Source organism: Hydrotalea sp. AMD, from assembly GCF_004100315.1.
In the GTDB taxonomy this organism is placed as follows: Bacteria; Bacteroidota; Bacteroidia; order Chitinophagales; family Chitinophagaceae; genus Hydrotalea; species Hydrotalea flava.
In genome coordinates this window covers 209262-235981 of sequence record NZ_SCKY01000001.1, presented here as the reverse complement: position 1 = coordinate 235981, position 26720 = coordinate 209262, and the positions used below count along the sequence as shown (strand labels likewise).

26 protein-coding genes, 1 tRNA gene and 1 CRISPR repeat array are annotated in these 26720 nt (G+C 36.3%); of the genes, 14 read left to right on the top strand and 13 right to left on the bottom strand.

All coding sequences use genetic code 11. The annotated features are described in order from the left end of the window. Positions 1–18: 18 nt before the first annotated feature. The 5 genes from EO766_RS01075 to EO766_RS01055 all read right to left on the bottom strand — a co-directional run bounded on the left by EO766_RS01075 (position 19) and on the right by EO766_RS01055 (position 4706). Positions 19–1224: a hypothetical protein gene (locus EO766_RS01075; protein ID WP_287100612.1), complete on the bottom strand. Its 1206-nt coding sequence runs from the start codon at positions 1222–1224 to the stop codon at positions 19–21. A 75-nt stretch (positions 1225–1299) separates the two neighbouring features. Then, entirely contained in the window at positions 1300–2148 is an 849-nt protein-coding gene (locus EO766_RS01070; RefSeq protein ID WP_074419187.1) for a type 1 glutamine amidotransferase, read from the bottom strand. Between the two features lie 63 nt (positions 2149–2211). After that, positions 2212–3321, bottom strand: coding sequence for a M42 family metallopeptidase (locus tag EO766_RS01065; RefSeq protein ID WP_074419188.1), 1110 nt, complete (start codon positions 3319–3321; stop codon positions 2212–2214). Between the two features lie 18 nt (positions 3322–3339). Beyond that, positions 3340–4254 carry a UbiA prenyltransferase family protein gene (locus tag EO766_RS01060; protein WP_074419189.1) on the bottom strand — a complete coding sequence of 305 codons (915 nt, stop codon included), beginning with the start codon at positions 4252–4254 and terminating at the stop codon, positions 3340–3342. Continuing rightward, positions 4254–4706, bottom strand: coding sequence for a hypothetical protein (locus EO766_RS01055; protein ID WP_141676743.1), 453 nt, complete (start codon positions 4704–4706; stop codon positions 4254–4256). The genes EO766_RS01060 and EO766_RS01055 overlap by 1 nt, the downstream gene beginning before the upstream one ends. 55 nt (positions 4707–4761) lie before the next feature. On the opposite strand from EO766_RS01055, the gene EO766_RS01050 reads away from it, so the two are divergent. From EO766_RS01050 to EO766_RS01035, 4 genes are all read left to right on the top strand, one after another. Further along, a complete protein-coding gene (locus EO766_RS01050; RefSeq protein ID WP_074419190.1) occupies positions 4762–5730 on the top strand; it encodes a LuxE/PaaK family acyltransferase in 969 nt (322 codons plus the stop codon). Between the two features lie 31 nt (positions 5731–5761). Then, a tRNA-Leu gene (locus tag EO766_RS01045) sits at positions 5762–5845 on the top strand. A gap of 138 nt (positions 5846–5983) precedes the next feature. Continuing rightward, on the top strand, positions 5984–6613 hold the full coding sequence (locus EO766_RS01040) for a hypothetical protein (protein ID WP_074417797.1): 630 nt from the start codon (positions 5984–5986) through the stop codon (positions 6611–6613). Next, the gene (locus EO766_RS01035) at positions 6610–7311 is read left to right on the top strand and encodes a DUF3307 domain-containing protein (protein ID WP_081298645.1); all 702 of its coding nucleotides are present in this window, start codon (positions 6610–6612) and stop codon (positions 7309–7311) included. The genes EO766_RS01040 and EO766_RS01035 overlap by 4 nt, the downstream gene beginning before the upstream one ends. Before the next feature lie 56 nt (positions 7312–7367). On the opposite strand, the gene EO766_RS01030 is transcribed toward EO766_RS01035, so the two are convergent. Genes EO766_RS01030 through EO766_RS01020 form a run of 3 tightly spaced genes read right to left on the bottom strand, consistent with a single transcriptional unit; the run spans position 7368 to position 9014 of the window. Then, positions 7368–7652, bottom strand: coding sequence for a hypothetical protein (locus EO766_RS01030; RefSeq protein WP_074417796.1), 285 nt, complete (start codon positions 7650–7652; stop codon positions 7368–7370). A gap of 11 nt (positions 7653–7663) precedes the next feature. Further along, positions 7664–8353: a carbonic anhydrase gene (locus EO766_RS01025; RefSeq protein ID WP_074417795.1), complete on the bottom strand. Its 690-nt coding sequence runs from the start codon at positions 8351–8353 to the stop codon at positions 7664–7666. 55 nt (positions 8354–8408) lie between these two features. Beyond that, positions 8409–9014: a methyltransferase domain-containing protein gene (locus EO766_RS01020; protein ID WP_074417794.1), complete on the bottom strand. Its 606-nt coding sequence runs from the start codon at positions 9012–9014 to the stop codon at positions 8409–8411. Positions 9015–9163: 149 nt separating this feature from the next. Here EO766_RS01020 and EO766_RS01015 point away from each other — a divergent pair, with 149 nt between their 5' ends. Further along, the gene (locus EO766_RS01015) at positions 9164–9868 is read left to right on the top strand and encodes a Crp/Fnr family transcriptional regulator (protein WP_074417793.1); all 705 of its coding nucleotides are present in this window, start codon (positions 9164–9166) and stop codon (positions 9866–9868) included. 139 nt (positions 9869–10007) lie between these two features. Next, entirely contained in the window at positions 10008–11114 is a 1107-nt protein-coding gene (locus EO766_RS01010; RefSeq protein WP_074417792.1) for a fatty acid desaturase family protein, read from the top strand. A gap of 60 nt (positions 11115–11174) precedes the next feature. Here EO766_RS01010 and trxA read toward each other — a convergent pair whose 3' ends face one another. The 5 genes from trxA to EO766_RS00985 all read right to left on the bottom strand — a co-directional run bounded on the left by trxA (position 11175) and on the right by EO766_RS00985 (position 15556). Next, positions 11175–11480: a thioredoxin gene (gene trxA / locus EO766_RS01005; RefSeq protein WP_074417791.1), complete on the bottom strand. Its 306-nt coding sequence runs from the start codon at positions 11478–11480 to the stop codon at positions 11175–11177. 31 nt (positions 11481–11511) lie between these two features. Then, a complete protein-coding gene (locus EO766_RS01000) occupies positions 11512–12456 on the bottom strand; it encodes a DnaJ C-terminal domain-containing protein (RefSeq protein WP_074419191.1) in 945 nt (314 codons plus the stop codon). Between the two features lie 175 nt (positions 12457–12631). Then, on the bottom strand, positions 12632–13051 hold the full coding sequence (locus tag EO766_RS00995) for an Hsp20/alpha crystallin family protein (protein ID WP_287100610.1): 420 nt from the start codon (positions 13049–13051) through the stop codon (positions 12632–12634). A 718-nt stretch (positions 13052–13769) separates the two neighbouring features. Then, positions 13770–14687 carry a DMT family transporter gene (locus EO766_RS00990; RefSeq protein ID WP_074418617.1) on the bottom strand — a complete coding sequence of 306 codons (918 nt, stop codon included), beginning with the start codon at positions 14685–14687 and terminating at the stop codon, positions 13770–13772. Positions 14688–14743: 56 nt separating this feature from the next. Further along, a complete protein-coding gene (locus EO766_RS00985; protein ID WP_074418616.1) occupies positions 14744–15556 on the bottom strand; it encodes a 2,3,4,5-tetrahydropyridine-2,6-dicarboxylate N-succinyltransferase in 813 nt (270 codons plus the stop codon). Between the two features lie 119 nt (positions 15557–15675). On the opposite strand from EO766_RS00985, the gene EO766_RS00980 reads away from it, so the two are divergent. The 8 genes from EO766_RS00980 to EO766_RS00945 all read left to right on the top strand — a co-directional run bounded on the left by EO766_RS00980 (position 15676) and on the right by EO766_RS00945 (position 24637). Further along, positions 15676–16248: an L-threonylcarbamoyladenylate synthase gene (locus EO766_RS00980; protein ID WP_074419192.1), complete on the top strand. Its 573-nt coding sequence runs from the start codon at positions 15676–15678 to the stop codon at positions 16246–16248. 232 nt (positions 16249–16480) lie between these two features. After that, positions 16481–16699 carry a hypothetical protein gene (locus tag EO766_RS00975; RefSeq protein ID WP_074419193.1) on the top strand — a complete coding sequence of 73 codons (219 nt, stop codon included), beginning with the start codon at positions 16481–16483 and terminating at the stop codon, positions 16697–16699. A 30-nt stretch (positions 16700–16729) separates the two neighbouring features. After that, entirely contained in the window at positions 16730–17755 is a 1026-nt protein-coding gene (locus EO766_RS00970; protein WP_074419194.1) for a glycosyltransferase family 9 protein, read from the top strand. An 80-nt stretch (positions 17756–17835) separates the two neighbouring features. Beyond that, on the top strand, positions 17836–19266 hold the full coding sequence (locus EO766_RS00965; protein ID WP_074419204.1) for a CCA tRNA nucleotidyltransferase: 1431 nt from the start codon (positions 17836–17838) through the stop codon (positions 19264–19266). A gap of 124 nt (positions 19267–19390) precedes the next feature. Continuing rightward, complete coding sequence (locus tag EO766_RS00960; protein ID WP_074419195.1) at positions 19391–19966, top strand: IS1096 element passenger TnpR family protein; 576 nt, start codon at positions 19391–19393, stop codon at positions 19964–19966. Positions 19967–20014: 48 nt separating this feature from the next. Continuing rightward, positions 20015–20923: a tRNA (adenosine(37)-N6)-dimethylallyltransferase MiaA gene (gene miaA, locus EO766_RS00955; protein ID WP_245634886.1), complete on the top strand. Its 909-nt coding sequence runs from the start codon at positions 20015–20017 to the stop codon at positions 20921–20923. A 174-nt stretch (positions 20924–21097) separates the two neighbouring features. Next, positions 21098–22435 (top strand): M16 family metallopeptidase, encoded by a 1338-nt coding sequence (locus EO766_RS00950; protein ID WP_074418587.1) that lies wholly within the window; start codon positions 21098–21100, stop codon positions 22433–22435. Positions 22436–22567: 132 nt separating this feature from the next. Beyond that, entirely contained in the window at positions 22568–24637 is a 2070-nt protein-coding gene (locus EO766_RS00945) for an insulinase family protein (protein WP_074419197.1), read from the top strand. Between the two features lie 144 nt (positions 24638–24781). Beyond that, positions 24782–26647: a CRISPR direct-repeat array (repeat unit 30 nt; unit sequence ATTTCAATTCCAATATGGTACGATTAAAAG). Between the last annotated feature and the right edge of the window lie 73 nt (positions 26648–26720).

The following is a 26720-nucleotide window of genomic DNA, read 5'->3' as shown; positions in this document are numbered from 1 at the left end:
TCACTTTTTAAACGAAATTTAAGCAGGTTGTTCAAAATATGCCATACTGCCGCCCACCCATTCCTTGTCTTTGTTATACCTTGTTCCAATCATTTTCCCTTTGCTTAATCTGGCTAAATTCATCATTGCTCTGGGGCGCTTCCAGTCTTCATCCCAAAAATAAAATAGTCTGATTTCAGCTTTTGCTGGCGAATCAGGCGTTTCAATAATAGCAGCATAATCTACTTTTTTTTGAATAATCCAATTTTGAGGGTCAGGTATTGCTGTAATGTTTTCCTGATTTACATCTATAATAACCCCCTGGCCTGCAAATGAAAAGACAGGTTTTACTACATATTGGTTTAAATTTACAGGCAAAGGATGCACAGAATTTAAAAAATGTGTTTCAGGTATATTTGGGTGTTCTATAAATGGTAAAGTGTATTTACTGATGCGATAAAACCAATTCGGATGCGGAATCCATTCTACTTTTACAGGTTTAAAAAAAACAGCTGCTGCTTTTTTCTGAACGGCAGTAGATTGCTGTAACAATTCATCAAAAATTATTCGATTGTATATCCTGTATACAGGTGTTTTTTGGCCCCGATGCAGATAGAAAATATTTTCATTTTCAACCATTAATTCTGTTAAACAAACTGTTTCAATGCCGGTATAATCTTTTGTGCAATAAAAATCAATTCTGGTTTTTTGCCGGTGTGGAAATAATTCCAGCAATATTACATTTTCGGGAAGATGGTTGCCAATAATTATTTTTTTGAGCGTTTGTATATAACTGTTTGCATCATAACCATTTAAGAATGCTGTATATTGTTTTGGTATGTCAAAATGTTGCCTTAAAATTTCATCATATAATACCTGGAAGGAAAACAAAGATGGGAATCCCTGCATTTCAATTAATTGAGGTTCTATAGCTCCATTATCTCCGGTGCAAATGCCAAAATCAAATGCAATAAAATTTGTATAATCCGTTTCATTTGGCACCATGAGTTGTTGAGGAACAGCTTGTTCTGTAAGTTTTTTAAAATTGGTAGCAACAATAACATCTATAATACTTTCACAAGCACTCAGCATTTTTTTTGTAAAAGAAGCCGGAATAAAAATGGGTGTTTCAGCCACTCTGAAATCAATGGCACCGGGATGTTTACTGTTGAGTGATTGCAGGAAGTGCTGATATTTTTTTTCAGAAAACGCACTATTAAATGATTGGCGAATAGATGGTACCATAGTATTTTTTTTTCTGTACTATAAATATATAACATATTCATCATATACCATCATTTGTTCTTTCTAAAATGCTATTTATATTGAAACTGTCTGTTTCACTTCTAAAGCCATTGTTAAAAAATTAGGAATGATGTGGTGGTAAGTAAACATAATTTTATCGGGGTCTTGTAATTGTGCTACCATGCTCTGCCATTTTTCTTCTCCATGTTCATCAATTACGGCCTTTTTTTTATCTGCCCGCTGTAAATACATTTGCATACCAACCGCATCTGCTTCAGGATGAAATTGTGTTCCGATAAAAAAAGGATTAAATCGAATGGCCATCATGGCTCTTTCATAAGGAACATGGGGTCTTTCTTTTTCTATGGCTAAAAATGCACCGCCCATTGCTTCAATGCGTGTTTCATTTGGTGCAATTACCTGATAGTTGCGGCTGTCAACTGCATAAAAAGGATCAGATAAATTTTGAAAGAGTGGCTCCTTTTTTCCTGCGGGTAGGAGATGCACCGGGAAAACACCAAATGCGGTAGATCTTCTTGGAGAAACGGTTCCTACCTGATAATACCTGCAGGCTAATTGAAAACTATGACAAATAAAAAGTATATGTTTTTTTAAATTGTTATTCGATTCATGTAGATTGAATGTTTCAATGGATTGCAGCCAATTAAAATAAGCGGCTTCCCATTCATTACCTTCACTGTCGAGGGGAGAACCGGGCCCGCCACTGGAAATATAAGCATCGAAGGATGTATCAGGAACTGCTAATTGTTGGCGAACATCAAATACCTGCATCTGTATTTTTGTGTTATTCAAAATACCCCATGCTGCAATGATGTCTTTAATACATCGCATACCTTCATTTGGCTGGCTATCATATAAATCCAGAATTGCAATGCGTTTTTGGGCATTTTTAGAATCATTCATCCGGCAAAAATAAAGAATTGCAGGAATGTTGTTTTTTACCGGATGAATGAAGTTGTTTTTGTATTATGAAAAATAGCTTAAATTGGTTTTGGGGGTAAGTGCAATTAATGTTTCATAAATTAAGTGAATGGTTTGTTCAATGTCTTTTTTATGAATCATTTCTACGGTAGTGTGCATATAGCGCAGTGGTATGGAAATGAGCACGCTGGGGCAGCCATCATTGGCGTAAGCAAAACTATCTGTATCGGTTCCGGTGCTTCTGCTTACTGCACGCATTTGCAGTGGTATATCTTTTTTCTTTGCTACTTCTTCAACAAAATGAAGTAGTTTGTTGTGAACTGCAGGTCCATAAGTAGGTGAGGGGCCTTTACCGCAGGCAACATCGCCTTCAATATTTTTGTTAATCATTGGCGTTTGGGTATCGTGGGTTACATCAGTAATAATGGCAACATCCGGTTTAATTCTTCTGGCAATCATTTCCGCACCACGTAAACCAATTTCTTCCTGAACTGCATTCACAATATACAATGCAAATGGCAATTTTACTTTATTCTCCTTTATCAAGCGTGTCACTTCAGCAATCATAAATCCGCCAATACGGTTATCAAAAGCTCTGCCAATAAAATATTCGTTGGCCAATTCATCAAAGCCATCGGCATAAGTTACCACTGCGCCAATATGAATGCCCAATGCTTCTACTTCTTTTTTGCTTCTTGCACCGCAGTCTAAAAACAGATTTTCAACCTTGGGCTGATTTTCTTTCTGATCGCCGTTACTCATGCGGGTATGAATAGCCGGCCATCCAAATACCGCTTTTACCGACCCTTTTTTGCCATGAATAAAAACACGCATGGAAGGTGCGATCTGATGGTCAACACCGCCATTTCTTTTCAAATAAATCAAACCCTGGTCTGTAATGTAATTAACATACCAACTGATTTCATCGGCATGCGCTTCAATCACAACTTTAAATGCCTCATTTGGATTGATAATACCTACTGCAGTTCCGTAGGCATCGGTAAATGTTGTATCTGTGTAATTTTTTATATAGTTTAGCCACAGTTTTTGTCCGCTACTTTCAAAACCAACCGGCGATGGAGTATTAATATAGCTTTTTAAAAATGCCATAGAGGCTTCCGGTAACATTGCTTTTGATTTCTTTTCTTTTGACATATTATTCAATTTTAATGTTTAGAATAAAGTACTGAAAATACCACAACAGGCTTTTACCAGCATTAATCCATCAATAATAATAAGATAATACATAATGCTTTGCCGTTTGTGCATTGAGTATGCCACAGTGAGAATGAGTATAAATGGAATGGCATTCCAAATAATTCGTGCTGCACTGAAATGGTGTGTAATGGTATACACTAAAAAAGTGCCAAACCCTATTACACAAAGTGGAATAAGAATATAAAAAATTGTTTTACGCAAACCTACTCGCACTACAAATGTTTTAAGTTGTTGGTTGTAATCGGTGGCATAATCTTTTATATCAAACATAATACACAATACAGCAATAAACATGAAGTTTTTGATGAAAAACATTATATCAAAACTATTTAATTGAAATGCAATATACCCTGTCATTGCCCTGTAAAGTATAGGATAAATGGTAATGGTACCCGCCCATACAAATCCAATTACAAAAGGTTTTAACCAGCCTGTATTTCTTAAATTAAAATGCTTAAAGTTCGTAAAGCCTATACCGTAATACAAGCCTGCTACAATGGGAACGGAAAGCCATAGTAACCACTCTGTAGCAGTCATATTGAAAATATGGTGCCAGCTGCTTTTTAACAGCAAACAAAAACAAAGCAGGCTAATGATGGATAAGCTGATTTGGGAAATCCATACCCAACGGTGATGTTTTACATACCAGTGAGCTCTTTTGTTAGCTGAATCTTCTATATTTTCGGTAAGATATGCTTTGGTATAATAAACAACGGTTGCAGCAAAAACTAAAACATAATAGGGCCATGGGTTGAAGGGCACATTCAACTGAAAGGCGGTTTCAACAGATAATGCTACAACACAAATACCATAAAAGTAATTGCCAAAAAAAATTGCGGGTATGATACCCCTGTAAGCTTTTAATTGCATCAGGGTAAAAGTACAATATTCGGCGAAACAAGCGTATCACTGGTATGCCCGGCTAAATCTTTCAAAACAAACCTGAAATAGCAGGTATCCGGCACATTCCCACATCCGGTAATGTAATAATAACCGGTACCTGTAACATTGTTAATGAAATTAATATCAAAGTTGCCTTTCAGGTTTTTGGTAGAGGGGAAGTTGGGTACCTGAAAATTAATGGTAAAATTTGCAATAGGACTGGTAGGGCATACTTTTGAAACTTTTTGAATCCACATACTATCCTGTACGTCTCCTTCTTTATCGGTAAATTCAATATTAAAGGATAGGGTTTGCCCTTTGGCAACAACAGTTCTGCTCACACTTTTTAAGCTTAATTGCGGTTGGGTGGTGTATTTATTTTTCGAACAACCTGCTATTAGTCCTGTTAAACAAAAAATCATTAATATTTTTGCCTTCATAAATTGCATATTCTATTCAAATATAATTCATTCATCTCAACATTATTTCGCTATAATGGAACTTCTTAACAAGATTTTTTCAATTACACCTCAAAATAAAACGAAAGTAATTCAGGAAGTGTTTCATTTTCAATTAAAAAATAACACCGTTTATCGCCAATGGTTTGAATTAACTGGCGGTAAGCAGCAAAATACAATTGATTCCATTCCTTTTCTTCCCATTTCCTTTTTTAAAACTCATGTTATTACAACTACAGCTTTTGAACCTCCCATTATTTTTGAAAGCAGCGGCACCACCGCAACCGTAAATAGTAAACATTATGTAAAGGATTGGCAGATTTATGAAACCAGCTTTTTAACTGCTTTTCAACTATTTTATGGTGCGCCACAAGATTGGTGTATTATTGGGCTACTGCCTGCATATTTGGAAAGGAAGCATTCTTCATTAGTGGCGATGGTGCATACATTGGTGCAACAAAGCAGGCATCCCGACAGTGGTTTCTATTTGTATGAATATGAACAATTGCATGCCACTTTACAGCGTTTAGAGGCAGCCGGCCAGCCGGTAATATTAATTGGAGTTACGTTTGCCCTGCTTGATTTTGCCGAACAATTTCCGCTGCCTTTACAAAATACCATCATTATGGAAACAGGGGGAATGAAGGGTCGAAGAAAGGAAATAACCCGTGAAGCACTGCATCAGCAATTAAAAAAAGCTTTTGGTATATCCCATGTGCATGCTGAGTATGGTATGACAGAGTTACTATCACAGGCCTATTCATCCGGGAATGGCAGGTTTTACTGCCCATCTTGGATGCAGGTTTTGGTGCGAAATGAGGATGATCCGTTGGATGTACAGTTACAAGGGGAAGGTATTTTGAATATTATTGATTTAGCAAATCTGTATAGCTGCAGTTTTATTGCTACGGATGATGTGGGAAAAGTTTATGCAGATGGTAGTTTTGAGGTGTGGGGTCGGTTAGATAATAGTGATATTCGGGGTTGCAGTTTGTTGGTTACATAAATGCAATTATATTTGCAGCCCAGAAACAGATGCCCAGGTGGCGAAATTGGTAGACGCACTGTGTTCAGGTCGCAGCGTTCGCAAGGATGTGCTGGTTCGAATCCAGTCCTGGGCACTATATTATCTTGGCGGTTAGAATAACTGCCTTTTTCATCAATAATTTAATGTTCGTATATATATACGAATTATTTAAAAATTCGTTTTTTTAAACGAATTATTGAAAAGTTTGTATATTTATGAAAACGAACTTTTTATGGCAATGCACGCTGTACTTACTTGCGATATTGTAAACTCTACCCGGCTTCCTGCCTTGAAAGCTAAAAAATTAATGCAGGCAATACAGCAAATTTTTTCCGGTTGTATAATGGAATTTTATCGTGGAGATAGTTTTCAGGTATATCTCTCGCATCCTAAAGATGCATTAAAACTGGCCTTACAGGCACGATTGGCTGCCATTCAACTATCTTTTGGCGATAAAAATAAGGTAGCATCAGATATTAAAATCAGTATCGGCTTAGGAACAGTAGAAATACCGGTGAAAAATTTAAAAACAGCACGTGGAGAAGCTTTTTTACTTTCAGGCCGGCTGTTTGATACAATGGCAGCATTGAATCAAAGACTTGTATTCGGAATACAGCATGCTTTGGCACAAGAGGCTTTGCAAATTTTATCTGCTTATGTGGATGCTATTTTTAATGAACTGACTGCAAAACAAGCTGCTGTTTTAATAGAGTTAATGAGGGGTGAAATGCAACAAACAATTGCCCTTAAAATGAAAAAAAGTAAAAGTACCATTCATCAGCATGTGGTATCGGCCCGCTGGCAGGAAATTGAAGCTTTGTTGCAGCATTACGAAAATATGATTCAATTGATTATGGTATGAATACAGCACTGATTTGGTTCATCAAATTGATTTTATCACACCTGTTAACCGATTTTATTCTTCAGCCCACAAGCTGGATAAAAGCGCGTTACAGCCGTCATTTTCTATCGTTGTATTTATACCTTCATGTTTTTATTACTGCATTGGTGGTTTGGTGTATGCTGGGTTTTCAATACCATTGGGTGGTTATAGTAATTTTTATTACGCATTTGTGCATTGATGGGTGGAAATCTTACCAAAAGCCAACAGTACAATATTTTATTATCGACCAGGTATTGCACTTTCTGGTAATTGTTGCTTGTTGGTATTTTACTTTTTTTAACCTGGGTTCTTTGTTGGCTATCCTTCAGCCATATTATGAAAATGTTGAGGTTTGGAAAATAGTAACAGGATTTGTATTCATTACAACCCCGGCAGCAATTTTTATAGGCAAGTTTACCTGCCAGTGGCGCGATAAAATTGAATTTGCAGAAAACCTTGCCAATGCCGGAAAATGGATCGGTATTGCAGAACGGATCATTGTACTGATATTTATTTTATATGCACAATATGCAGCTATTGGTTTATTGGTAGCTGCAAAAGCACTGATTCGTTTTAATGAAAAAGATCGTCAGGAAATAAAAACAGAATATCTGGTAGTGGGTACATTATTGAGCTTAGCCATTGCAGTAGTGGTAGGTGTGCTGATTAAATTATAATAAACAGCGTTAAAGCAACAATATTAAAATGAACCCTAATAAATGCGCTTTCATCATTAAGAGGAGTAATGAATGCCCGATATACTTTGATGAATTTCAAAACAATAAATATCTGCCATTTTAATATTACTCCATTGTTGTGCATCATAATGAAAAGGATTGCATTGGTCCAAATGTGTTTGGATTTCCAATAAAATTCGCTTCATTTTTTCTTCATCTGTTCCCATTTGCTGCAATAAATCCATAAATTCATCAATTTGATTCTTTACTTCATCCTGATTGCCGGCAACAAGAATTTTTTCAAGAAGTTCCTGATAATGGGGTTGAATAGCGGGTAGCATAAATGATTTATTTAGTAGGAGGAATTTAAAGGTATCACTTTTCCGTTGTTTAATTGATAAATACCTCCAATTACTTGTACACCTTTATCTTTTACTGCTTGTTGAATGTAAGTAGATTGTGTTAATAACTGATGTATGCCATGCATAACATTCGCTTTGATGAGTGGAAGGGTGTGCAGTTGATCCATCTCACCGACCTTTGCTATTTCCGGTTCTTTGGCAAGGCTGTCAATAATTACCTGCAAAAATCCCTCATTTTTAGAATGATCGGCCAAGGCCTGAATAGCCCCACAATGTTCATGGCCAACAATCATAATAAGGTGTACATTCAAATGTTCCACCGCATATTCAATACTACCTATTTCAAAATTACCTAAAACATTTCCGGCAGTTCTAATTACAAATAAATCGCCAATACCCTGATCGAAGAATAGTTCCGGCGCTACTCTGCTGTCTGAGCAGCAAACCACTACTGCAATAGGGTGTTGGTTAACTGCCGTTTCCTCGAAGCGATGCCTGTTTTGGTCGGGGTGTAATGGGTGCATGTGAACATATCGGTTATTACCGGCCATTAATTGCTGAAAAGCAGTACTGCCATTTAAAGGCTGTAATGATTTTTTGGGCGGCTGAGCAGGCAGAACGCCTGCTGAAAAAAATAGTAAAATAAGAATTAATTTTATATAACCGGAATAGGGCTGCATGAAGCTATATTTGTGATGATTGTATGCAAATGATGAAAACCATTTTTGTATCAACTTATATTTTTATCCAGCACTTTAACAAATTATCCATTCGGGCATCTACCAGCGTATAATTACGGGGTACCTCATTTTCTAAACTATGAAAAGTAACCAGCTTTGTGCCGGCAGGTTTTGTTTCTAATTGCTTATAGAGGTAGCGGTTGTAATAATTATAGAGTTCTAATGAATAGTCAATACTCTCATCTATTTTATCTGTTCCGGCAATATTTTCAAAAAATGCATTGTAAAAATAAAAGTGATGATAGTCGTTAAAATTCAATTGTGTAAAATTGCCTTCTATAAAAAACGCATTGGTGATGCCTAATTTTAATTTAGCGGCCTCCGCTACTTCAATTAAACTTTTTCTTTGTTCTACACCATAAAAAAAAGCATCAGGTTTATAGTAACCTGCAACTATACAAAATTTACCTGCACCGCTGCCAATGTCTAATATTTTTTCATTTTTCTGGCTCACTAAAAAATCGGCTGCAATTCGGGCAACTTCAATGGGTGTCCAATGTTTTTTGGCCAGTAATTGTATTTCTTTTGGATAAAGCTGATGAAATGCGGCATCATTTTCCATCCATTTTTCTCTGGCATTTTTAATATATATCTTATCCATAGCGGCTCTTTTGGTGCATTCATTTCTTCAAAATGCAGGTTAACACATTTATTAGGTCAAAGTTAGGAACAGATTCAGGTCATAAACGTGAAAGTTCTCATTCAGAAAAGTAATATTTCTCAACTTTAAACAAATAACTTTGAAGCAGTATGAGCATTCATCAAAAATTTCCGATAGATCAATGGGATTTTAAAAGTGAATCTATTCTGGCCGATTTGCCAGATGAGGATAAGGCCATTTTGCTTGCAAACCAAACAGAACAGGAATATGATAAAGGAGAAATTATTTTTCGCGAAAACAGTTATCCATCGGGTATTTTTTATATTGTGAAGGGCAAAGTAAAAAAATATAAAATTGATAAAAACCGGAAAGAGCACATTATTTATGTAGCTAATACCGGTGAATTGATTGGATACCATGCCATTATTTCCGGTGATCGGTTCCCCGATTCTGCTGCTGCATTAGAAAAAAGTATTATTGCTTTTATTCCTAAAGAAGATTTTTTGCAAACCCTTGCTGTTTCTGCTTTTTTGGGTACACGTTTATTAAAAACACTCAGCCATGAATTTGCCGTACTGGCCAACAGTTTAAACATTATTGCCCAAAAATCAGTTCGGGAACGCCTGGCTTTGCAATTAGTAGTATTGCGTGAAAAATATAAAGACCATTTTATGGAGGGCAATGCAGTTGAAATAAACATGAGCAGGGATGATTTGGCCAGTCTGGTAGGCACTGCCAGAGAAAATGTAGTAAGAATTTTATCTGAATTTAAAGACGAAGGATGGTTAATGACCAAAGGCAGAAAAATTATTATTTTAGATGTAGATGCTTTGATAAAAGTTGCCAATATGTAATGCACTGAATAGAAATTTTACAGTCCATATTCCATTTTTTATTCCAATATTATTAATTTTGCAGTAATATTTTTCTAAATATTGTTTTGAGTTTTCACCATTTCCCAACAGCTATTGTAAAACTCAAAATTTTGTTAGCATGGAAATGTTTGTAAAGCCTGCCAAACCCGTTTTTAGAAAATTAAAAGATGAAGTTTTATTTCAATCTTTAAGAACCAGGGTAAATGCCACCATTTCAACATTGCAACCCTCTGTAAAAAATCAGGCTACTTTAAAAGCATGGTTGTTTCCGTTCATTTATTTTGCGGCCTGGATATTTGCTTTAGTTTTTGGGGAGAATCATACTATTTTATGGTTAATGTATGCTGCAATGGGCTTTATGTTGGTAGTAAATTATCTTACTTTAATTCATGAAGCCGTACATGGTACTATTTTTAAATCAAAGCGATTGAACCGATTGTATGTATACCTGTTTGATTTAATGGGTGCTAACAGTTTTATTTTCCGTATCAGACATGTTCGATTGCACCATAATTATCCCAATGTTATGGGTTGGGATAGTGATTTTGAACAAAGTCCAATGGCTCGTGTGCTTCCGCATGGGCGGTACGAAAAATGGCATCAATACCAACATATTTATTTGCCGTTCTTATATCCATTGTATTTATTAAACTGGTTGCTGGTGCGTGACTTTAAAGATTATTTCAACAAAAAAAAGTTAGTATGGAAAGTAGCTAATATTCCTGCTATTGAATATATAAAACTATTCTTATTTAAATTGTTTTTTTTTGGCTATATCATCATCATTCCAAAATACATATTGGGTTTTAAATGGCTAACCATACTTGCTGCTTTTTTAATCATGATGTTTACTGCCAGTATTATTTCGCTGATTGTATTATTGCCACCACATGCCAATTTGGATAATGCATTTCCATTACCTGACGAGAAAGGTGACATGCCTGATAGTTGGTTAATGCATCAATTATCCTGCACGAATGATATTGTGGAAGATAATTGGTTTACCAGATTTTTTATGGGATGTTTTAACTATCACATCGCCCATCACTTATTTCCGTGTGTACACCATGTGTATTATCCAGCAATAACAAAGGTAATTGAGCAATTTGCAGCGAAGCATGGGTTACCCTATCGAAAAGTTAGTTTATGGCAGGCATTATACCGGCATTACCAACTTTTAAAAAGCAATGCATATCATGATAATATTTTTGAAGAAACCATGTAAAGCAATGGTGTTCAATAAAAATTGGATGGGTAACAATTTTCCCTGAAAAAATTAGCTCCTTTATGCAGTCAAATGGGGCTGTAGCTGCTGCATGATTACATTTTTAGGCACTACACCACTTTGGCGCCACAATATTTTTCCTGCTTTGAATAAAATTAAAGTGGGCACGCCCTGAATTTGGTATTTAGCAGCCAGCGCAGGGTTTTTATCAACGTCAATTTTAATGACTCTTGCTGCATTTCCTGTAGTTCTTGCCACTTCCTGAAGGGTTGGGACCATCATTTTGCAGGGGCCGCACCATTCTGCAAAAAAATCTACCAAAACGGGTTTGGTATCAGCTATAATTTGATTGAAATTTCCTGTCATAAAATTATATTTTATTTTTATTGTATTTTATTTAAGCAGCATTTTTAGCCTCATTCAGTAAACTTTTTTGTTTTGCTGAAAGTTTTGTTGGTATTAATGCATGCAGGGTTACATATAAATCTCCAAATGTGCCGGGCTGGTTATATAACGGCATTCCTTTACCTTTTAAACGCATGGTTTTACCATTGGCACAGCATTCTGGTAATGTTAAGTTTATTTTTCCACCCAATGTAATTACTTCCTGTTTACCACCTAAAAGCATGGTAAATACATCTACCTGCAAATCCATATACAAATCATTTTCCTTGCGTGTAAAAACAGTATTTGGTTGTACATGAACATTAATGTATAAATCGCCGGCTTTTCCGGAACTGTTTTTTATTCCTTTTCCCTTTGCCTTTAACTGAAGTCCTTCATAGGCGCCGGGTTTGATATTCAGTTTTATTTTTTCAGTGCCTGTGCTGATCAATCTTTCAGTACCGGTATAGGCTTCCTGAAGTGATATGGTAACCTCTCCGGTAAGATCCGATGGCCTCGATTCAAATTGGCTGCTACTACCAAACGGGGTGCGTGATTTTGTTTTAGTGTTACTTCTCATTCCGCCAAAAAAAGCCTCAAAGAAGTCAGAAAATCCACTTCCGGCGCCGCCAAAAAATTCAGAGGGATCACCCTGGAACTGGTAATATTGTCCGCCACCATTATTACCACCTTGCCCGCCAAACGGATTACCTGAAAATCCGCTTTGTTCATATTGCTTCCAGTTGGCGCCAAGTGTATCGTATTTTTTTCTTTTTTCCGGGTCGCCTAATACTTCATAGGCTTCATTTATCTGCTTAAATTTATCTTCTGCCTCTTTGTTATTGGGGTTTTTATCGGGATGATATTTTACAGCCAGCTTCCGATACGCTTTTTTAATTTCATCGGCTGTGGCAGATTTAGCAATGCCCAATAAGCTATAATAATCCTGATATTGCATAAATTGTTGTTTACAGATAAAGTTATACTTGTTTTGATATTTTACAACTGATCAACATCACATTTACCTGTTTGCAGTTGCGCATTTTAACAAGCCAAATGCATACAAATGAAATGGGTTGTGCTTATACTGTTGCAGCCGCACAACCCATTGCGTTTCTTTCTTCAACTTCGGTTTAATTAATAGCAATGGTTTTAGCTGGTTTGGGTTTTGCTTCTTCTTTTTTGGGGATGCAAATGTTTAAGATGCCATCCTTGTACTGAGCAGAAATTTTTTCATCATCAGTAGTTTCAGGCAAACTAAAACTGCGTTGAAAACTTTGATAATTGAATTCCTTCCTGCTGTAATTGGCCTTTTTCTCTTCTTTTTCCTCTTTTGCTTCAGCACTAATGGTCAGCACTTGTTTGTTTAGCTTTACATTAAAATCCTCTTTTTTCATGCCCGGAGCTGCCATTTCAACGGTATAGCCGTTGTCATCCTCTTTAATGTTTACCTTGGGTAAGGTGCTGCCTTCCCCTGAAAAATTCCGAAGGCCCCAATCAGCCCAATCATTGTTAAAGAAATCATCAAATAACCTGTTGAAAACAGGTGTCATGTTGTTACTTTTTACGAGTGTCATAGTTGTATCATTTTAGTAGTTAACAATCCATTTTTTTTGCTGAAGGTTATTTTATTTTTTTCAGCATTTTGCAAACTCAATCCTCAAATCCTGTGCAACTGTATTTGTTGCATACTTTTTGGCAGACAAGGTGTATAAATTAAGAAAAAATGACATTTTAATTGTGGGGTTGCTGTATTTCTGTCAGAATTGAATTGGGAATATGGGGAGGAATACTGCCTGAATACATCTTCGTAACTTGCGGCATAACTTTTATGTCAAAAAAAATTTCATATTGCTTAGTTAGTGTCCGGGCAAATGTTTGCAATTGCTGCACTCATTGCACTCACGCCATATTTTGAATGGAATTTTTTGGGAATTGTGCTTGTGTTGCTTTCATTGCAGTTATTGGGTTGGGCAATAGTGTTTATGCGCCAATCAAAATTGTGTATTGTACCATAGCTGCCGGCAACAAAAGCAAAATTGGTTGAAGTGAGTCATTATTGTTTTATCCGGCATCCCATGTACCAGCCGTATTGCTTTTTACAGTAGCCATGTTTTTGTTTTGTTTTACATGGAGGCGATTAGCAATTTTACTGGTATTGCTAAAAAAGCTTTTACTAAAAATGCAAATAGTAGAAAGGCAATGGATATTAAAAAATCCGGCTTATCAGCAATACATGCTATGACCCTAATAATTAATTCCTTTTTGATATTAGGTTAATGAGGGTTTCCATCCTATTAAGAGAATACCTGCAATAACCAAAGCAGTTCCGGCTAATTGTAAAAAAAAGATGGGCTCATCTAAAAAGAAATGGGCTTGTATAATGGTGGAAACAGGGCCAATACTAGTAGTGATTGCCACATTGTTACTGCCAATTTTATTCATACTAATATTCATTAAAAAAGAAGGTAGCACTGTTGCAATGATTGCCAGTGCAATGCCATAGATGAGCAAATTGGGTTGTAGTAGTTGGCCAAAATTTTGATGGTTGGTTATTAAAAAATGCGTAAAAACACCCATAGTTGCAAATAGCATTACATAGGCGGTATATCTTGTTGAGCCTGTGATAGGCACTAATTTTCCGGTACCTGCTAAATATATTGAATAAGTTACGGCACATAAAAAAATCATGAATGTGCCCAAAAAGAAATGGATATTTCCGGCATCTAATTTTACTTCTCCTAAAAAGGCAATGCCAATACCAATGTAGGTTAAGAGCAGAGCGGCAACTTGAGTACGTTTCAGTTTTGTTTTAAAATAAAAAGTATTGATCAGTACGGTAAACGTTGGATACAAGAACAGTATCAGTCTTTCTAAACCTGCAGAAACAAATTGCAAACCCATAAAATCGAACAAGCTGCTCAGGTAGTATCCTAAAATACCCATCAAGGCTAATAAAACCCATTGTTTGCGGGTTAGCTTTTTGGTACTGGTTTTACGGGCATAAGTTGCTGCAATCAGGTAAAATGGCAATGAAAACAACATACGCAATACCAGCAAATGGATGGCTGATACCTGCGTATGTTGAAATGCCAGCTTCACAAAAATGGCTTTGGTTGAAAAAAGCAAGGCGCTTAAAATGGCAATGATAAACCCTCCTGCCATTCCCGTTCTTATTTTTGTAGGCATTATTCAACAATTCAGGCAAAAAAACTTACTGCCTTAGGCAGTATTTTAAATTTCAATTATACTGATACATTAAAATCGCGCAGTGCATCATTCAAACTGGTTTTTAAATCAGTACTTGGTTTTCTTTGCCCAATAATTAAAGCACAGCTAACCTGGTATTCACCGGCAGGAAATTGTTTAGGATAGGTACCCGGAATTACTACACTTCTTGCCGGTACATAGCCTCTGTATTCTTTTGGCGTGCTGCCACTCACATCAATTATTTTTGTGGATTGTGTTAATACCACATTGGCTCCTAAAACTGCTTCTTTTTCAACACGAACGCCTTCTACAACAATACTGCGGCTGCCCAGAAAGCAACCATCTTCAATAATAACAGGACTGGCCTGTAACGGTTCCAGTACACCACCAATACCCACACCGCCACTCAGGTGAACGTGTTTGCCAATTTGTGCACAACTGCCAACTGTGGCCCAGGTATCTACCATGGTGCCTTCATCTACATAAGCACCAATATTCACATAACTTGGCATTAATACCACATTTTTGGCTAAATAGGCACCATAACGTGCTACTGCATGGGGTACTGCACGTACGCCTAATGCTGCATAATTTTTCTTTAGCAACATTTTGTCGTAAAATTCAAATGGGGGCAGTTGGTAGGTTTCCATGGGTTGTATGGCAAAATACAATAGAATGGCTTGTTTTACCCATTCATTTACCTGCCACCCTTGCGCTGTGGGGGCAGCAGTTCTTAGTTGGCCTTTATCAATGGCTTCTATCACTTCGCGAACGGCGTCACTGTATTGTTTGTCCTGTAATAAATTTCTGTCATTCCAGGCGGCGATGATGCGTGTTTGTAATTCCATTAAAAAAAATTTTTGCAAACATAATTATAAACGGTTACAGAAAGTTGGCTGATGGTTATAAAAAAAAGGATATTACATTCATTTAAATAAATTAAATGCAATTCTGTTAGTTTTGAAAAATGAAATTGTTTGAACCAGATATTATTCATGCATTAAAGGTTTTGGAGGCAGGTGGTACCTTGCTGTATCCTACCGATACCATTTGGGGTATTGGCTGCGATGCTACGAATGCGGCAGCGGTTGATAAAGTTTTTCAAATCAAAAATCGTCCGCCTCAAAAAAGTTTAGTTGTATTGGTAGCAGATGAAAAGCAAGTATTACAGCATGTGGCTGCCATAGACTTGTGTGTATTTGATTTTTTAGCAAAGCAACAAAAGCCCACTACCGTTATTTATCCTGCAGCCATTGGATTTGCAAATAATGTAATTGCCGAAAATGGCTCCATTGCTATTCGTATTTGCCAAGACCCATTTTGTAAACAACTCATTAAAAGATTTAAAAAGCCCATCGTTAGCACTTCGGCTAATCTGAGTGGAGAACCATCTCCGGCTAATTTTGCATCTATTTCAGAAACAATTCGCTCTTCGGTAGATTATGTGGTTCAATACCGGCAAGATGATAAACAGCCCTCAGTGCCTTCTACCATTATAGAATGGCGACAGGATGGCTCCATCCATGTTTTACGCCCGTAATTTCTGTTTTGGATCATGTGTCAAAAATATTTTGACAGTGTTTCAAAGTAAATCGTACTGAAATAGCTTGGTTTTACTTAAAAAATAATTGGTAAAAAATTTAATATTTTTTTGCGCAGGTTCTGATTGTCAGCTTCTTATCGTCATAAAATTTTTATTTTCATAAATTCTCTGTTAAAAGCTTCATTTTATAACAAAAATTATTTAGTTTAGAAGAAGCAATTAAAATGGTATGGCAAGAGTTATTGTAGATGTTCCTTCCGAAAAAGTGCAGCCTTTCATTGAATTAATTCTTCAAATGGGGCTGGATAAGCATACCATTGCTTCTGATTTAACCGAAATACAAAACGATACCGAAGCTACACTGGTTCCTAAACCCCTTTGTCTTTTTAAAGAAAAATATCTGTTGTTCGATTGGGAATTTTTCAGCAATGAACTGGAATTTGAATAATGCTGCCTATTATGCATTTATTTTGCAGATATGGAAAAAGTGCTGCTCATACAAACCGCATTTATTGGTGATGTTGTTCTGGCAACCGGATTGTTGGAAAAAATACATGCTCAATACCCTGAAACTTTACTACATGTTTTGGTTCGTAAAGGGAATGAGTTGCTGTTTGAAGCACATCCTTATATAAAAAATGTACTAATCTGGGATAAGAAAAAGCAGAAATATCGGCATCTTATTCAATTATTATTTCAAATTCGAAAAGAAAAGTATACCAGGGTAATCAATGTGCAGCGTTATGCTGCAACCGGTTTATTAACTGCTTTTTCAGGTGCTGCTGAAACAATTGGTTTTCGAACCAATCCATTCAGTTGTTTTTTCACAAAATCTATTACGCATCATTTCGGCGAAAATGGTACACCGTTGCATGAAATTGAACGCAATCAACAACTGATTGCACATTTTACAAATGGAAAGGCAGCTTTGCCTAAATTGTATTATAATGCATCCATCGCAGCTTCAGTACAATATTTGCAGAATAAAAAATATATCTGTATTGCTCCGGCTTCTGTATGGTTTACCAAGCAATACCCGGTTGAAAAATGGATAGAATTGATTCATCAAATACTAGATTCATTAACAATTTATTTGTTGGGTGCAGCTTCAGATTATGCTTTGTGTGCAAATATAGCCGCTGCCTGTTCCGGTAAACAAGTGGAAAATTTAGCAGGTAAATTAAGTTTTTTACAGTCGGCCGCTTTAATGGAGGCTGCATTCATGAACTATGTGAACGATTCGGCCCCTATGCATTTTGCCTCAGCAGTCAATGCACCGGTTACTGTTGTGTACTGTTCCACCATTCCTGCTTTTGGATATGGGCCGCTTAGCCATGAACAATATATTGTAGAGGTACAGGAGCTATTAAATTGCAGGCCCTGTGGTATACATGGCAGGGCTGCTTGTCCCCAAGGGCATTTTCATTGTGCCTTGCATATACAAGCCCATCAATTGCTGCAACCCTTGCAAATTAAAATGCAGCAACCGGGTTACGTTATTTGACAGCATATCGTTAAATACAGGATATATGCAATAAAAAATTCGGTTGTTAAATGCCTTTTTCAATTTGTACCTTTGCCGCAATGCAGATTACTTTATCAAATACAGAAGAAAAAATTATTGCAACCATTGCCAAAGCAGCGCAGCAAATGCAAATGCCTGCATTTTTAATTGGTGGATTTGTTCGGGATAAAATTCTGGGCAGGCCAACTAAAGATGCAGATATTGTATGTTTAGGGGATGGTATAAAACTGGCACATGCCGTTGCAGAATTGTTTCAGCCCAAACCCAACGTTGCTTACTTTAAAAATTTTGGAACTGCTCAAATTAAATTACCATTGCCCGATGGCAGTTTTTTTGAAGTAGAATTTGTGGGTGCAAGAAAAGAAAGTTATACCGAGCAAAGCAGAAAACCAAAAGTAATGGCAGGAACACTGGCAGAAGATCAGTTACGGCGCGATTTTACCATTAATGCCATGGGTATCAGTTTAAATGCGGATGATTATGGTATGCTGTTAGATCCGTTTACTGGCATACACGATCTGAAAGCAAAAATCATTCAAACCCCATTAGATCCCCTACAAACCTTTAGTGATGATCCTTTACGTATGATGCGGGCCATTCGTTTTGCTACCCAATTAAATTTCTCTATTGCACCAAAAACTTTTGATGCCATACAACAAGATGCACATCGTATTAAAATTGTTTCACAGGAAAGAATTACAGATGAGTTTAATAAAATTTTACTGGCAACTAAACCCGGCATTGGGTTAGAAATGTTAAGTAAATCAGGACTTCTTTCTATTATTTTTCCACAAATGATGGCCTTGCATGGTGTTGAAAATATTGATGGGATGGGACATAAAGATAATTTTTACCATACCCTTCAGGTAATAGATAATATTGCTGAAGTTACGGATGATTTATGGTTACGATGGGCGGCTTTATTGCATGATATTGGAAAACCTGCAACAAAACGTTTTGAGCCGGGCCATGGCTTTACATTTCATGGTCATGAAGTGGTGGGCGCCCGTATGGTACCAAAAATATTTGCGCAGTTTAAACTACCCCTTAATGAAAAAATGCGCCAGATAAAAAAATTAGTTGAGCTGCATTTAAGACCTATTTCGCTTACCAAAGAAAATATAACCGATAGCGCCATTCGCAGATTGTTGTTTGATGCAGGAAATGATATTGACGCACTTATGTTATTATGCAATGCAGATATTACCAGCAAAAACAAACAAAAAGTGCAGCGGTATCTGCAAAATTTTGAAATGGTAAAAGAACGGATGAAAGAAGTTGAGGAAAAAGATCATTTACGCAACTGGCAACCGCCACTTTCAGGCGAAGACATTATGCGCATTTTCGGCTTGCCACCCGGCAGAAAAGTAGGGATGATTAAAGATGCCATTCGGGAAGCGATTCTTGACGGGGTTATTCCCAATACCTACCAGGCTGCCTATGCATTTATGCTGCAAAAAGCAGCTTCATTAAACCTGCAGCCCATTTAAAATGTTTTTCGTTTCTTTGAAGCATTAACAAAAGCTAAATATTGAAAGGCAGCAAAATATAAACAAAAGCAGTTATTTTTATTGAATAGCTGTTTGTCTGGATATATACATAAAATTATACACCATGGCCATTTTAAAATTCAGGGTTTATTTAGAAGAAGATGATGCAGTTTACAGAGATATCGCCATCAAACATACCCAGCATTTTCTCGATTTGCATTTAACTATATTGAAAGCTTATGAATTCGATAATAAGCATCAGGCTACTTTTTACAGAAGTAATGATGCCTGGCAACGGGGTCGTGAAATTTCGCTGGCGGTATATGAAAAACCTTATGTGGTTGCCCCTTTATTAATGGCCGAAACCACCATTGGTAGTGAAATTAAAGATCCCAATCAGAAATTCATTTATGTGTATGATTTTGATAAAAATTGGGTTTTTCTGGTAGCATTGATTCAGGTAAGTAAGGATGAAAATACCAAATTAAATTATCCTGTAATTACCCGTATTGAAGGAATAGGGACTCAACAATATGGCACCAAATCATTATTGGGTGAAAAATTTGCTGATATAGAAGAGAAATACGATTTAACTGAAGCCGGTGATGGTTTTGGTGAAGAAAGCGACGCAGCGGAAAACACAGACGAGGAAGAGGAAAATGCAGAAGATGCTGAAGGTCAGGGGCTGGATGATTTTTAAAAAATAGCCTGAGTTATTCTTAATCGGCATTCATAAAAAATATTACTTGTGTATTCATTGAATCCTTTGATGATTTTAGTGATAGGGCCTACTGCTGTAGGTAAAACGGCACTGGCTTTGCGTATTGCACAATTGTTGAATACCGAAATTATTTCTGCCGATTCACGACAATGTTATCGGGAACTCAATATTGGCGTTGCCAAGCCTACGCTTGCAGAACTGGAGTTGGTACCACATTATTTTATTAATTCTCATTCTGTATATGATGATGTAAATGCAGCTGTTTTTGAACAATATGCCTTGCAGGCAGCAGCAAACATTTTTTCCAAACATTCTGTTGCAGTAATGGTTGGTGGCAGTGGTTTATATGTAGATGCATTTTGCAATGGGTTAGATAACATTCCGCCGGTACCACCTGATTTAAGAAACAGCATTATTCAAAATTATCATCAAAAAGGATTGGTATGGCTGCAGGAACAGATTAAAAAATCAGACCCCGTTTTTTGGGAACAGGCCGAACAACAAAATCCGCAACGCTTAATGCGGGCTTTAGAGGTGATGGAAGCAACCGGGAAATCGGTTATACATTTTCGTTCCAAAAAAAATGTGCCACGCCCCTTCAGAATACTAAAAATAGGTTTAGAATTACCACGCCAGGAATTATACCAAAGAATTAATGAACGGGTATGTACAATGATAGAAGCAGGATTAGTAGAAGAAGTAAAATCGCTGCAACCATTACAACAACTCAATGCATTGCAAACAGTAGGTTATAAAGAAGTGTTTGATTATTTAAATGGCTTTGTTTCATTAAACAGGGCTATTGAGTTAATTCAGTTAAACACAAGGCATTATGCCAAGCGGCAAATTACCTGGTTTAAAAAAGATTCCAGCATTCAATGGACGCATCCTGATACAATATCCAATCAGTTTTTATTGGAATGGATAAAACAATAAAATATTTTTTTTGGATATATTTTTTTCTATAAATTGCTAAAAATTTCTATTAATGCAATTACACGTATTGTTGTAATTCATTCAATGTAACCCGTGCTGCTCCAGATATTTTTTTCAATTATTCATCTGCAGTATGCTAAAATGTTTACATTTTAAAAAATAAATTCCTTGCAAATGAAAAAAGTTTTTTTTGTTGCGGCAACCTTTTGCTTGCTAAGTCAACTAGTGCAGGCACAAGCCCGAAAAATTGAATTTGATGAGTACACACTACCTAACGGATTAACCGTTATTTTACACCGCGATAAAACAGCGCCGGTGGTAGCAGTAGGTGTGTTGTATCACGTAGGTTCTAAAAACGAACTACCCGGCCGTACCGGTTTTGCACATTTTTTTGAGCACCTGATGTTTGAGGGTAGCAACAATATTAAGCGGGGCGAATTTATGAAATATGTTAGTAATGCCGGTGGCACCAACAACGCCAATACCACTCAGGATAGAACTTACTACTATGAAGTATTACCAGCTAATCAATTACAATTGGGCTTATGGTTAGAAAGCGAACGAATGATGCATGCTAAAATAGAGCAGGTGGGTGTAAATACCCAACGTGAAGTAGTTAAGGAAGAAAAGCGCACCAGAATAGATAACCAGCCTTATGGCAGCATTATTGGCGAAATATTTAAACGTGCTTTTAAAGTACATCCCTATAAATACCAACCCATTGGTAGTATGGAAGATTTAAATTCTGCCAAATTAGATGAGTTTATACAGTTTTATAAAACATTTTATGTACCCAATAATGCCGTACTTTCTATTGCCGGAGATATTGATATTCCGGAAACAAAAAAACTAATTGCAACTTATTTTGGCCCCATACCCAAAGGAACTTTGCCCATACCACGCCCCAACGTAACGGAACCCCCTTTGGGTGGCGAAGTGAGGGATGTGATTGAAGATAATATTCAATTGCCCGCTGTAATAGAAGCTTACCGGGCACCCAAACAGGGAACGAATGAATACTATGCATTTAATGTTTTAAGTACCATTTTATCGGGCGGTAATTCTGCACAACTCAATAAAGTAATGGTTGACCAAAAACAATTAGCGGTTGCCACTGGAGCTTTTAACTATGCATTGGAAGATGCAAGCCTCTTTATTATATACAGTATTGCCAACTCAGGCGTGCAACCACAGGTGTTGGAAAAAAATATGGACTCGGTAGTTAATACACTAAAAAACGGATTGGTAAGTGAACATGAATTTCAAAAAGTGAAAAATCAAATAAATACACAATTTGTTACCCGAAATTCCACAATGCAAGGTATAGCTGAATCTCTTGCTAATTACCAGGTTTACTTTGGTGATGCTGATTTAATTAATACAGAAATAAAAAAATTAGATGCAGTTACACGGGAAGATGTTTGGGATGTTGCAAAAAAATATTTCAAAAAAGATAACCGTGTAATTCTTTATTATGTTCCCAAAGGAACAAAGGATCAATACAAAAAATAAACAGCGCTTTTAAAAATGGATTGCTATTCTTAAAAAGTTAAACGATCATCATAATTCTGAAAAGCTATGCACCAGCTTCTATTCAAGCGCTTGGGCAATTTTCAGTACAATACAATTATAAAAAATAAACTTATGAAACGTTTCATTCTAACATTATTATTACTGGCTCCCATAGCAATTTGGGCACAGGAAAACATAAACAGGGCAGTACCACCACCGCCGGGTCCGGCCAAAGCCGTAGAATTAGGCAAAACTGAAAAATTTACTTTGCCCAACGGATTAGAAGTAATTGTAGTTCGTAATACCAAATTACCCAGAGTTTCGGTTTCTTTAACCGTAAATAGAGATCCGGTACTGGAAGGAAATAAAGCGGGATTAACCAGTATGGCTGGGCAATTGTTGCGCAGTGGTACTGCCACTATGAATAAAGTAGCATTGGATGATGCCATCGATTTTTTAGGAGGTAATATTTATGCCAGTGCTACCAGTATTAGCGGTTCAGCCCTTTCCACAAACTTCAAAAAGTTGTTTGCAATTATGGCCGATATTACTTTCCATCCTTCATTCCCTGCTGATCAGTTAGAAAAAATTCGTAGGCAGGAGCTTTCAGGACTGGCACAAAGTAAAGATGATCCCAATTCTATTGCAGGAAATGTAGTGAGTAAATTGTTGTATGGCTCTAATCATCCTTATGGTGAAATTGAAACCGACAGTACCGTTAAAAGTGTAACTGTTGCCGATATCAAAAACTATTTTGCAACCTATTGGAAACCCAATATCAGTTATCTGGTTTTTGTGGGCGATATTACCAAAGAAGAAGCGAAAGAATTAGCTGAAACCTATTATGGAAAATGGGAGCGTGGTGATGTTCCAAAGCCACAATATCCTGTGCCTGCTAATCCTTTAAAACCAATCATCGCTATTGTTGACAGACCGGTATCTGTGCAAAGTGTTATTAATTTTGTGCAAACTGAACCTTTAAAACCCGGCGATGCAGATGTAATCCCTGTCAGGGTAATGAATAATATTTTGGGTGGTGGGGCATCTTCCCGTTTATTCATGAATCTTCGCGAAAAACATGGGTTTACTTATGGAGCTTACAGTGCTGTTAATCCCGATAAATTAATTGGCAGCTTCAATGCTGAAGCATCCGTACGGAATGAAAAAACCGATAGTGCTGTAGGCGAGTTCTTGAAAGAGTTTGAATTAATCAGAACTACACCGGTAAGTGATACAGAGGTAGAACTTTCTAAAAATACACTCAGTGGTGCGTTTGCCAGAAGTTTAGAAAACCCTGCCACTGTTGCAAATTTTGCTTTAAATGAAGCCATTTACCACTTGCCATCCGATTATTATCAAAACTATTTAAAAAATATTGCTGCTGTTAGTGCCGATACCGTTATGGAGATGGCAAAAAAATACATTCAGCCCGAACATATGTATACCGTTATTGTAGGCAATGCCAAACAAGTAGTATCCGGGCTTGATAAGTATGGAACCATTCAATACTACAATGTAGAAGGAAATCCTGTTGTTGCTCCTGTTGCTAAAAAAGCAGATGCCGGTGTTTCCGGTAAAAGCATTATTGAAAAAGCCGCAGCCGCAATGGGTAATGCGGCTTTAAAAGATATTAAAGATTTAGAAATAAGCGGAACCGCCGGTGCAATGGGGCAAACTTTAGTATTCGATCAAAAATATTTGTTGCCCGGTTATTTTGAACAAACTTTAACCATTCAAGGCATGCTGTTGCAAAAGCAACTGACTAAAGAAGGTACTTATTCTTTTTCTGTGCAAGGGCAGGAACAGCCATTGAAAGATGATGACAAAGAAGCATTGGCAGAAAGTGCTTCCATGCTGCCTGAAGCGTATTATTTATCAAAAGATGGTTATACTTATACAGTAAAAGATATTGAATCCATTGAAGGCAATGATGCTTATGCTGTTGAAATTAAATCGCCCAAGGGCAGAACTTTTACCAATTACTATGATGTAAAAACCGGATTAAAATTAAAATCTGTAACTGAAAAAGATGGTAGCCCTGCAGGAAAAATGGTTATTCAAACTTTTTATCATGATTATAAATCATACAACGGTTTGCAGGTGCCTATGAAAACAATTGTTGATCAGGGCAGACTGAAAATTGAATTAGATGTGAAAGATGTAAAAGTAAATAAAGGACTAAAATCGACAGATTTCAAATAATACCAATTCGGACTTTCTTATCTCCACTATACAGATGGGTAGTATGGAAAAAACAGTACTACCCATTTCCTGTTTTCCGTACTTTTTTAAAACGTCCTCTCAAAGTATTTGTATACTTCAATTGAATGATAGAGCTATTGCGGCATTTCAATTCCAATATGGTACGATTAAAAGAGTTTATTTGCCTGCGAAAGCATTATTAATTAAAAAATTTCAATTCCAATATGGTACGATTAAAAGCGCCTTTGCGTGAAATGATTTGTTTGAGGCGGCGATATTTCAATTCCAATATGGTACGATTAAAAGTTTTAAAATCAAAGAATTACAGAGTTGAAGAGCGGATTTCAATTCCAATATGGTACGATTAAAAGTCAGATATGTGATGCACTGAAATGCGCAGAGGTCAAATTTCAATTCCAATATGGTACGATTAAAAGAAGATTAAGAATGATAAATTTAGGGCGACAGTGTTATTTCAATTCCAATATGGTACGATTAAAAGGCTGGTTCGATGAAAAATCGTGCAGTAATTACGCAATTTCAATTCCAATATGGTACGATTAAAAGTAGCCGTCCGCAACTTTGTAACCTTAATCAATATTAATTTCAATTCCAATATGGTACGATTAAAAGAATTCATCATCTATTAATATCTCTAATCCTGATTGATTTCAATTCCAATATGGTACGATTAAAAGTTGAAACGTGGCAGGATGTATTAGATGTTGTAAATGAATTTCAATTCCAATATGGTACGATTAAAAGGAAAATCTACTTTCGGTAAACTGCTTAAACTCATTTTATTTCAATTCCAATATGGTACGATTAAAAGTAATACGATGTACACCGTTATCGAAATCTAATAACACATTTCAATTCCAATATGGTACGATTAAAAGTTTTAGATGCCGAAACAGCAAATGAGGTTATTGAAATTTCAATTCCAATATGGTACGATTAAAAGTCAGCGCTAATTGATTGATTAATGTTTCCTTGATAATTTCAATTCCAATATGGTACGATTAAAAGAGGTGTGTGTACATTTTCTATTTTTTGAAGTACCAAATTTCAATTCCAATATGGTACGATTAAAAGGTATTTAATTTTTACTAACCCATAAATTTTAAACAAATTTCAATTCCAATATGGTACGATTAAAAGAAAACAACGCTGACAACGTAAACTGTCGCTTTTAATTTCAATTCCAATATGGTACGATTAAAAGACACCGGCAATTAATGGTGCAGCTGCTTTAATCGTATTTCAATTCCAATATGGTACGATTAAAAGTATTCTTTGCCGTTAATTTCTGAAACTATAAAAACAATTTCAATTCCAATATGGTACGATTAAAAGTGGTTCATGAATAATTTTTGCATCTAATGTTTTACCATTTCAATTCCAATATGGTACGATTAAAAGAATAAAGGTGCAGCAAATGGATACACACCTTTAGAATTTCAATTCCAATATGGTACGATTAAAAGAATACCCCAAATTTTTACGCGCTCTCATTAAGCAAATTTCAATTCCAATATGGTACGATTAAAAGCTATCATTCAATAATTTCTGCAAAAGTGTAACCTGATTTCAATTCCAATATGGTACGATTAAAAGTCGGCTTTGTAGCTGTTTTTGCCCATGCATATATTGTATTTCAATTCCAATATGGTACGATTAAAAGGGCATCACGCATTTCTTTTAGAGTGCTTTTGTTATATTTCAATTCCAATATGGTACGATTAAAAGTAACGACAATACAAAATGGTCAATAGGTTCAAATGTATTTCAATTCCAATATGGTACGATTAAAAGTAACCAGTGCAGCCGATTCTTTTAACATTAGCTAATTTCAATTCCAATATGGTACGATTAAAAGCTGTATCATCATCATTAGTGCCGGCTTGATGTTCATTTCAATTCCAATATGGTACGATTAAAAGGCACTAACCCATTGCTTAATGAGAGTGACGAAAAACTATTTCAATTCCAATATGGTACGATTAAAAGCCGCTTATCAGCAAATGATAAACAGTTGATTTACAATGTAATTTAATAAGGTAAAACTAAGGTTTTTGCACTA

Bases quoted from the DNA above. Each gene is read 5' to 3' on its own strand.
- EO766_RS01075 (WP_287100612.1), bottom strand. From the start codon at position 1,224: ATGGTACCATCTATTCGCCAATCATTTAATAGTGCGTTTTCTGAAAAA.
- EO766_RS01070 (WP_074419187.1), bottom strand. From the start codon at position 2,148: ATGAATGATTCTAAAAATGCCCAAAAACGCATTGCAATTCTGGATTTA.
- EO766_RS01065 (WP_074419188.1), bottom strand. From the start codon at position 3,321: ATGTCAAAAGAAAAGAAATCAAAAGCAATGTTACCGGAAGCCTCTATG.
- EO766_RS01060 (WP_074419189.1), bottom strand. From the start codon at position 4,254: ATGCAATTAAAAGCTTACAGGGGTATCATACCCGCAATTTTTTTTGGC.
- EO766_RS01055 (WP_141676743.1), bottom strand. From the start codon at position 4,706: ATGAAGGCAAAAATATTAATGATTTTTTGTTTAACAGGACTAATAGCA.
- EO766_RS01050 (WP_074419190.1), top strand. From the start codon at position 4,762: ATGGAACTTCTTAACAAGATTTTTTCAATTACACCTCAAAATAAAACG.
- EO766_RS01040 (WP_074417797.1), top strand. From the start codon at position 5,984: ATGGCAATGCACGCTGTACTTACTTGCGATATTGTAAACTCTACCCGG.
- EO766_RS01035 (WP_081298645.1), top strand. From the start codon at position 6,610: ATGAATACAGCACTGATTTGGTTCATCAAATTGATTTTATCACACCTG.
- EO766_RS01030 (WP_074417796.1), bottom strand. From the start codon at position 7,652: ATGCTACCCGCTATTCAACCCCATTATCAGGAACTTCTTGAAAAAATT.
- EO766_RS01025 (WP_074417795.1), bottom strand. From the start codon at position 8,353: ATGCAGCCCTATTCCGGTTATATAAAATTAATTCTTATTTTACTATTT.
- EO766_RS01020 (WP_074417794.1), bottom strand. From the start codon at position 9,014: ATGGATAAGATATATATTAAAAATGCCAGAGAAAAATGGATGGAAAAT.
- EO766_RS01015 (WP_074417793.1), top strand. From the start codon at position 9,164: ATGAGCATTCATCAAAAATTTCCGATAGATCAATGGGATTTTAAAAGT.
- EO766_RS01010 (WP_074417792.1), top strand. From the start codon at position 10,008: ATGGAAATGTTTGTAAAGCCTGCCAAACCCGTTTTTAGAAAATTAAAA.
- trxA (WP_074417791.1), bottom strand. From the start codon at position 11,480: ATGACAGGAAATTTCAATCAAATTATAGCTGATACCAAACCCGTTTTG.
- EO766_RS01000 (WP_074419191.1), bottom strand. From the start codon at position 12,456: ATGCAATATCAGGATTATTATAGCTTATTGGGCATTGCTAAATCTGCC.
- EO766_RS00995 (WP_287100610.1), bottom strand. From the start codon at position 13,051: ATGACACCTGTTTTCAACAGGTTATTTGATGATTTCTTTAACAATGAT.
- EO766_RS00990 (WP_074418617.1), bottom strand. From the start codon at position 14,687: ATGCCTACAAAAATAAGAACGGGAATGGCAGGAGGGTTTATCATTGCC.
- EO766_RS00985 (WP_074418616.1), bottom strand. From the start codon at position 15,556: ATGGAATTACAAACACGCATCATCGCCGCCTGGAATGACAGAAATTTA.
- EO766_RS00980 (WP_074419192.1), top strand. From the start codon at position 15,676: ATGAAATTGTTTGAACCAGATATTATTCATGCATTAAAGGTTTTGGAG.
- EO766_RS00975 (WP_074419193.1), top strand. From the start codon at position 16,481: ATGGCAAGAGTTATTGTAGATGTTCCTTCCGAAAAAGTGCAGCCTTTC.
- EO766_RS00970 (WP_074419194.1), top strand. From the start codon at position 16,730: ATGGAAAAAGTGCTGCTCATACAAACCGCATTTATTGGTGATGTTGTT.
- EO766_RS00965 (WP_074419204.1), top strand. From the start codon at position 17,836: ATGCAGATTACTTTATCAAATACAGAAGAAAAAATTATTGCAACCATT.
- EO766_RS00960 (WP_074419195.1), top strand. From the start codon at position 19,391: ATGGCCATTTTAAAATTCAGGGTTTATTTAGAAGAAGATGATGCAGTT.
- EO766_RS00950 (WP_074418587.1), top strand. From the start codon at position 21,098: ATGAAAAAAGTTTTTTTTGTTGCGGCAACCTTTTGCTTGCTAAGTCAA.
- EO766_RS00945 (WP_074419197.1), top strand. From the start codon at position 22,568: ATGAAACGTTTCATTCTAACATTATTATTACTGGCTCCCATAGCAATT.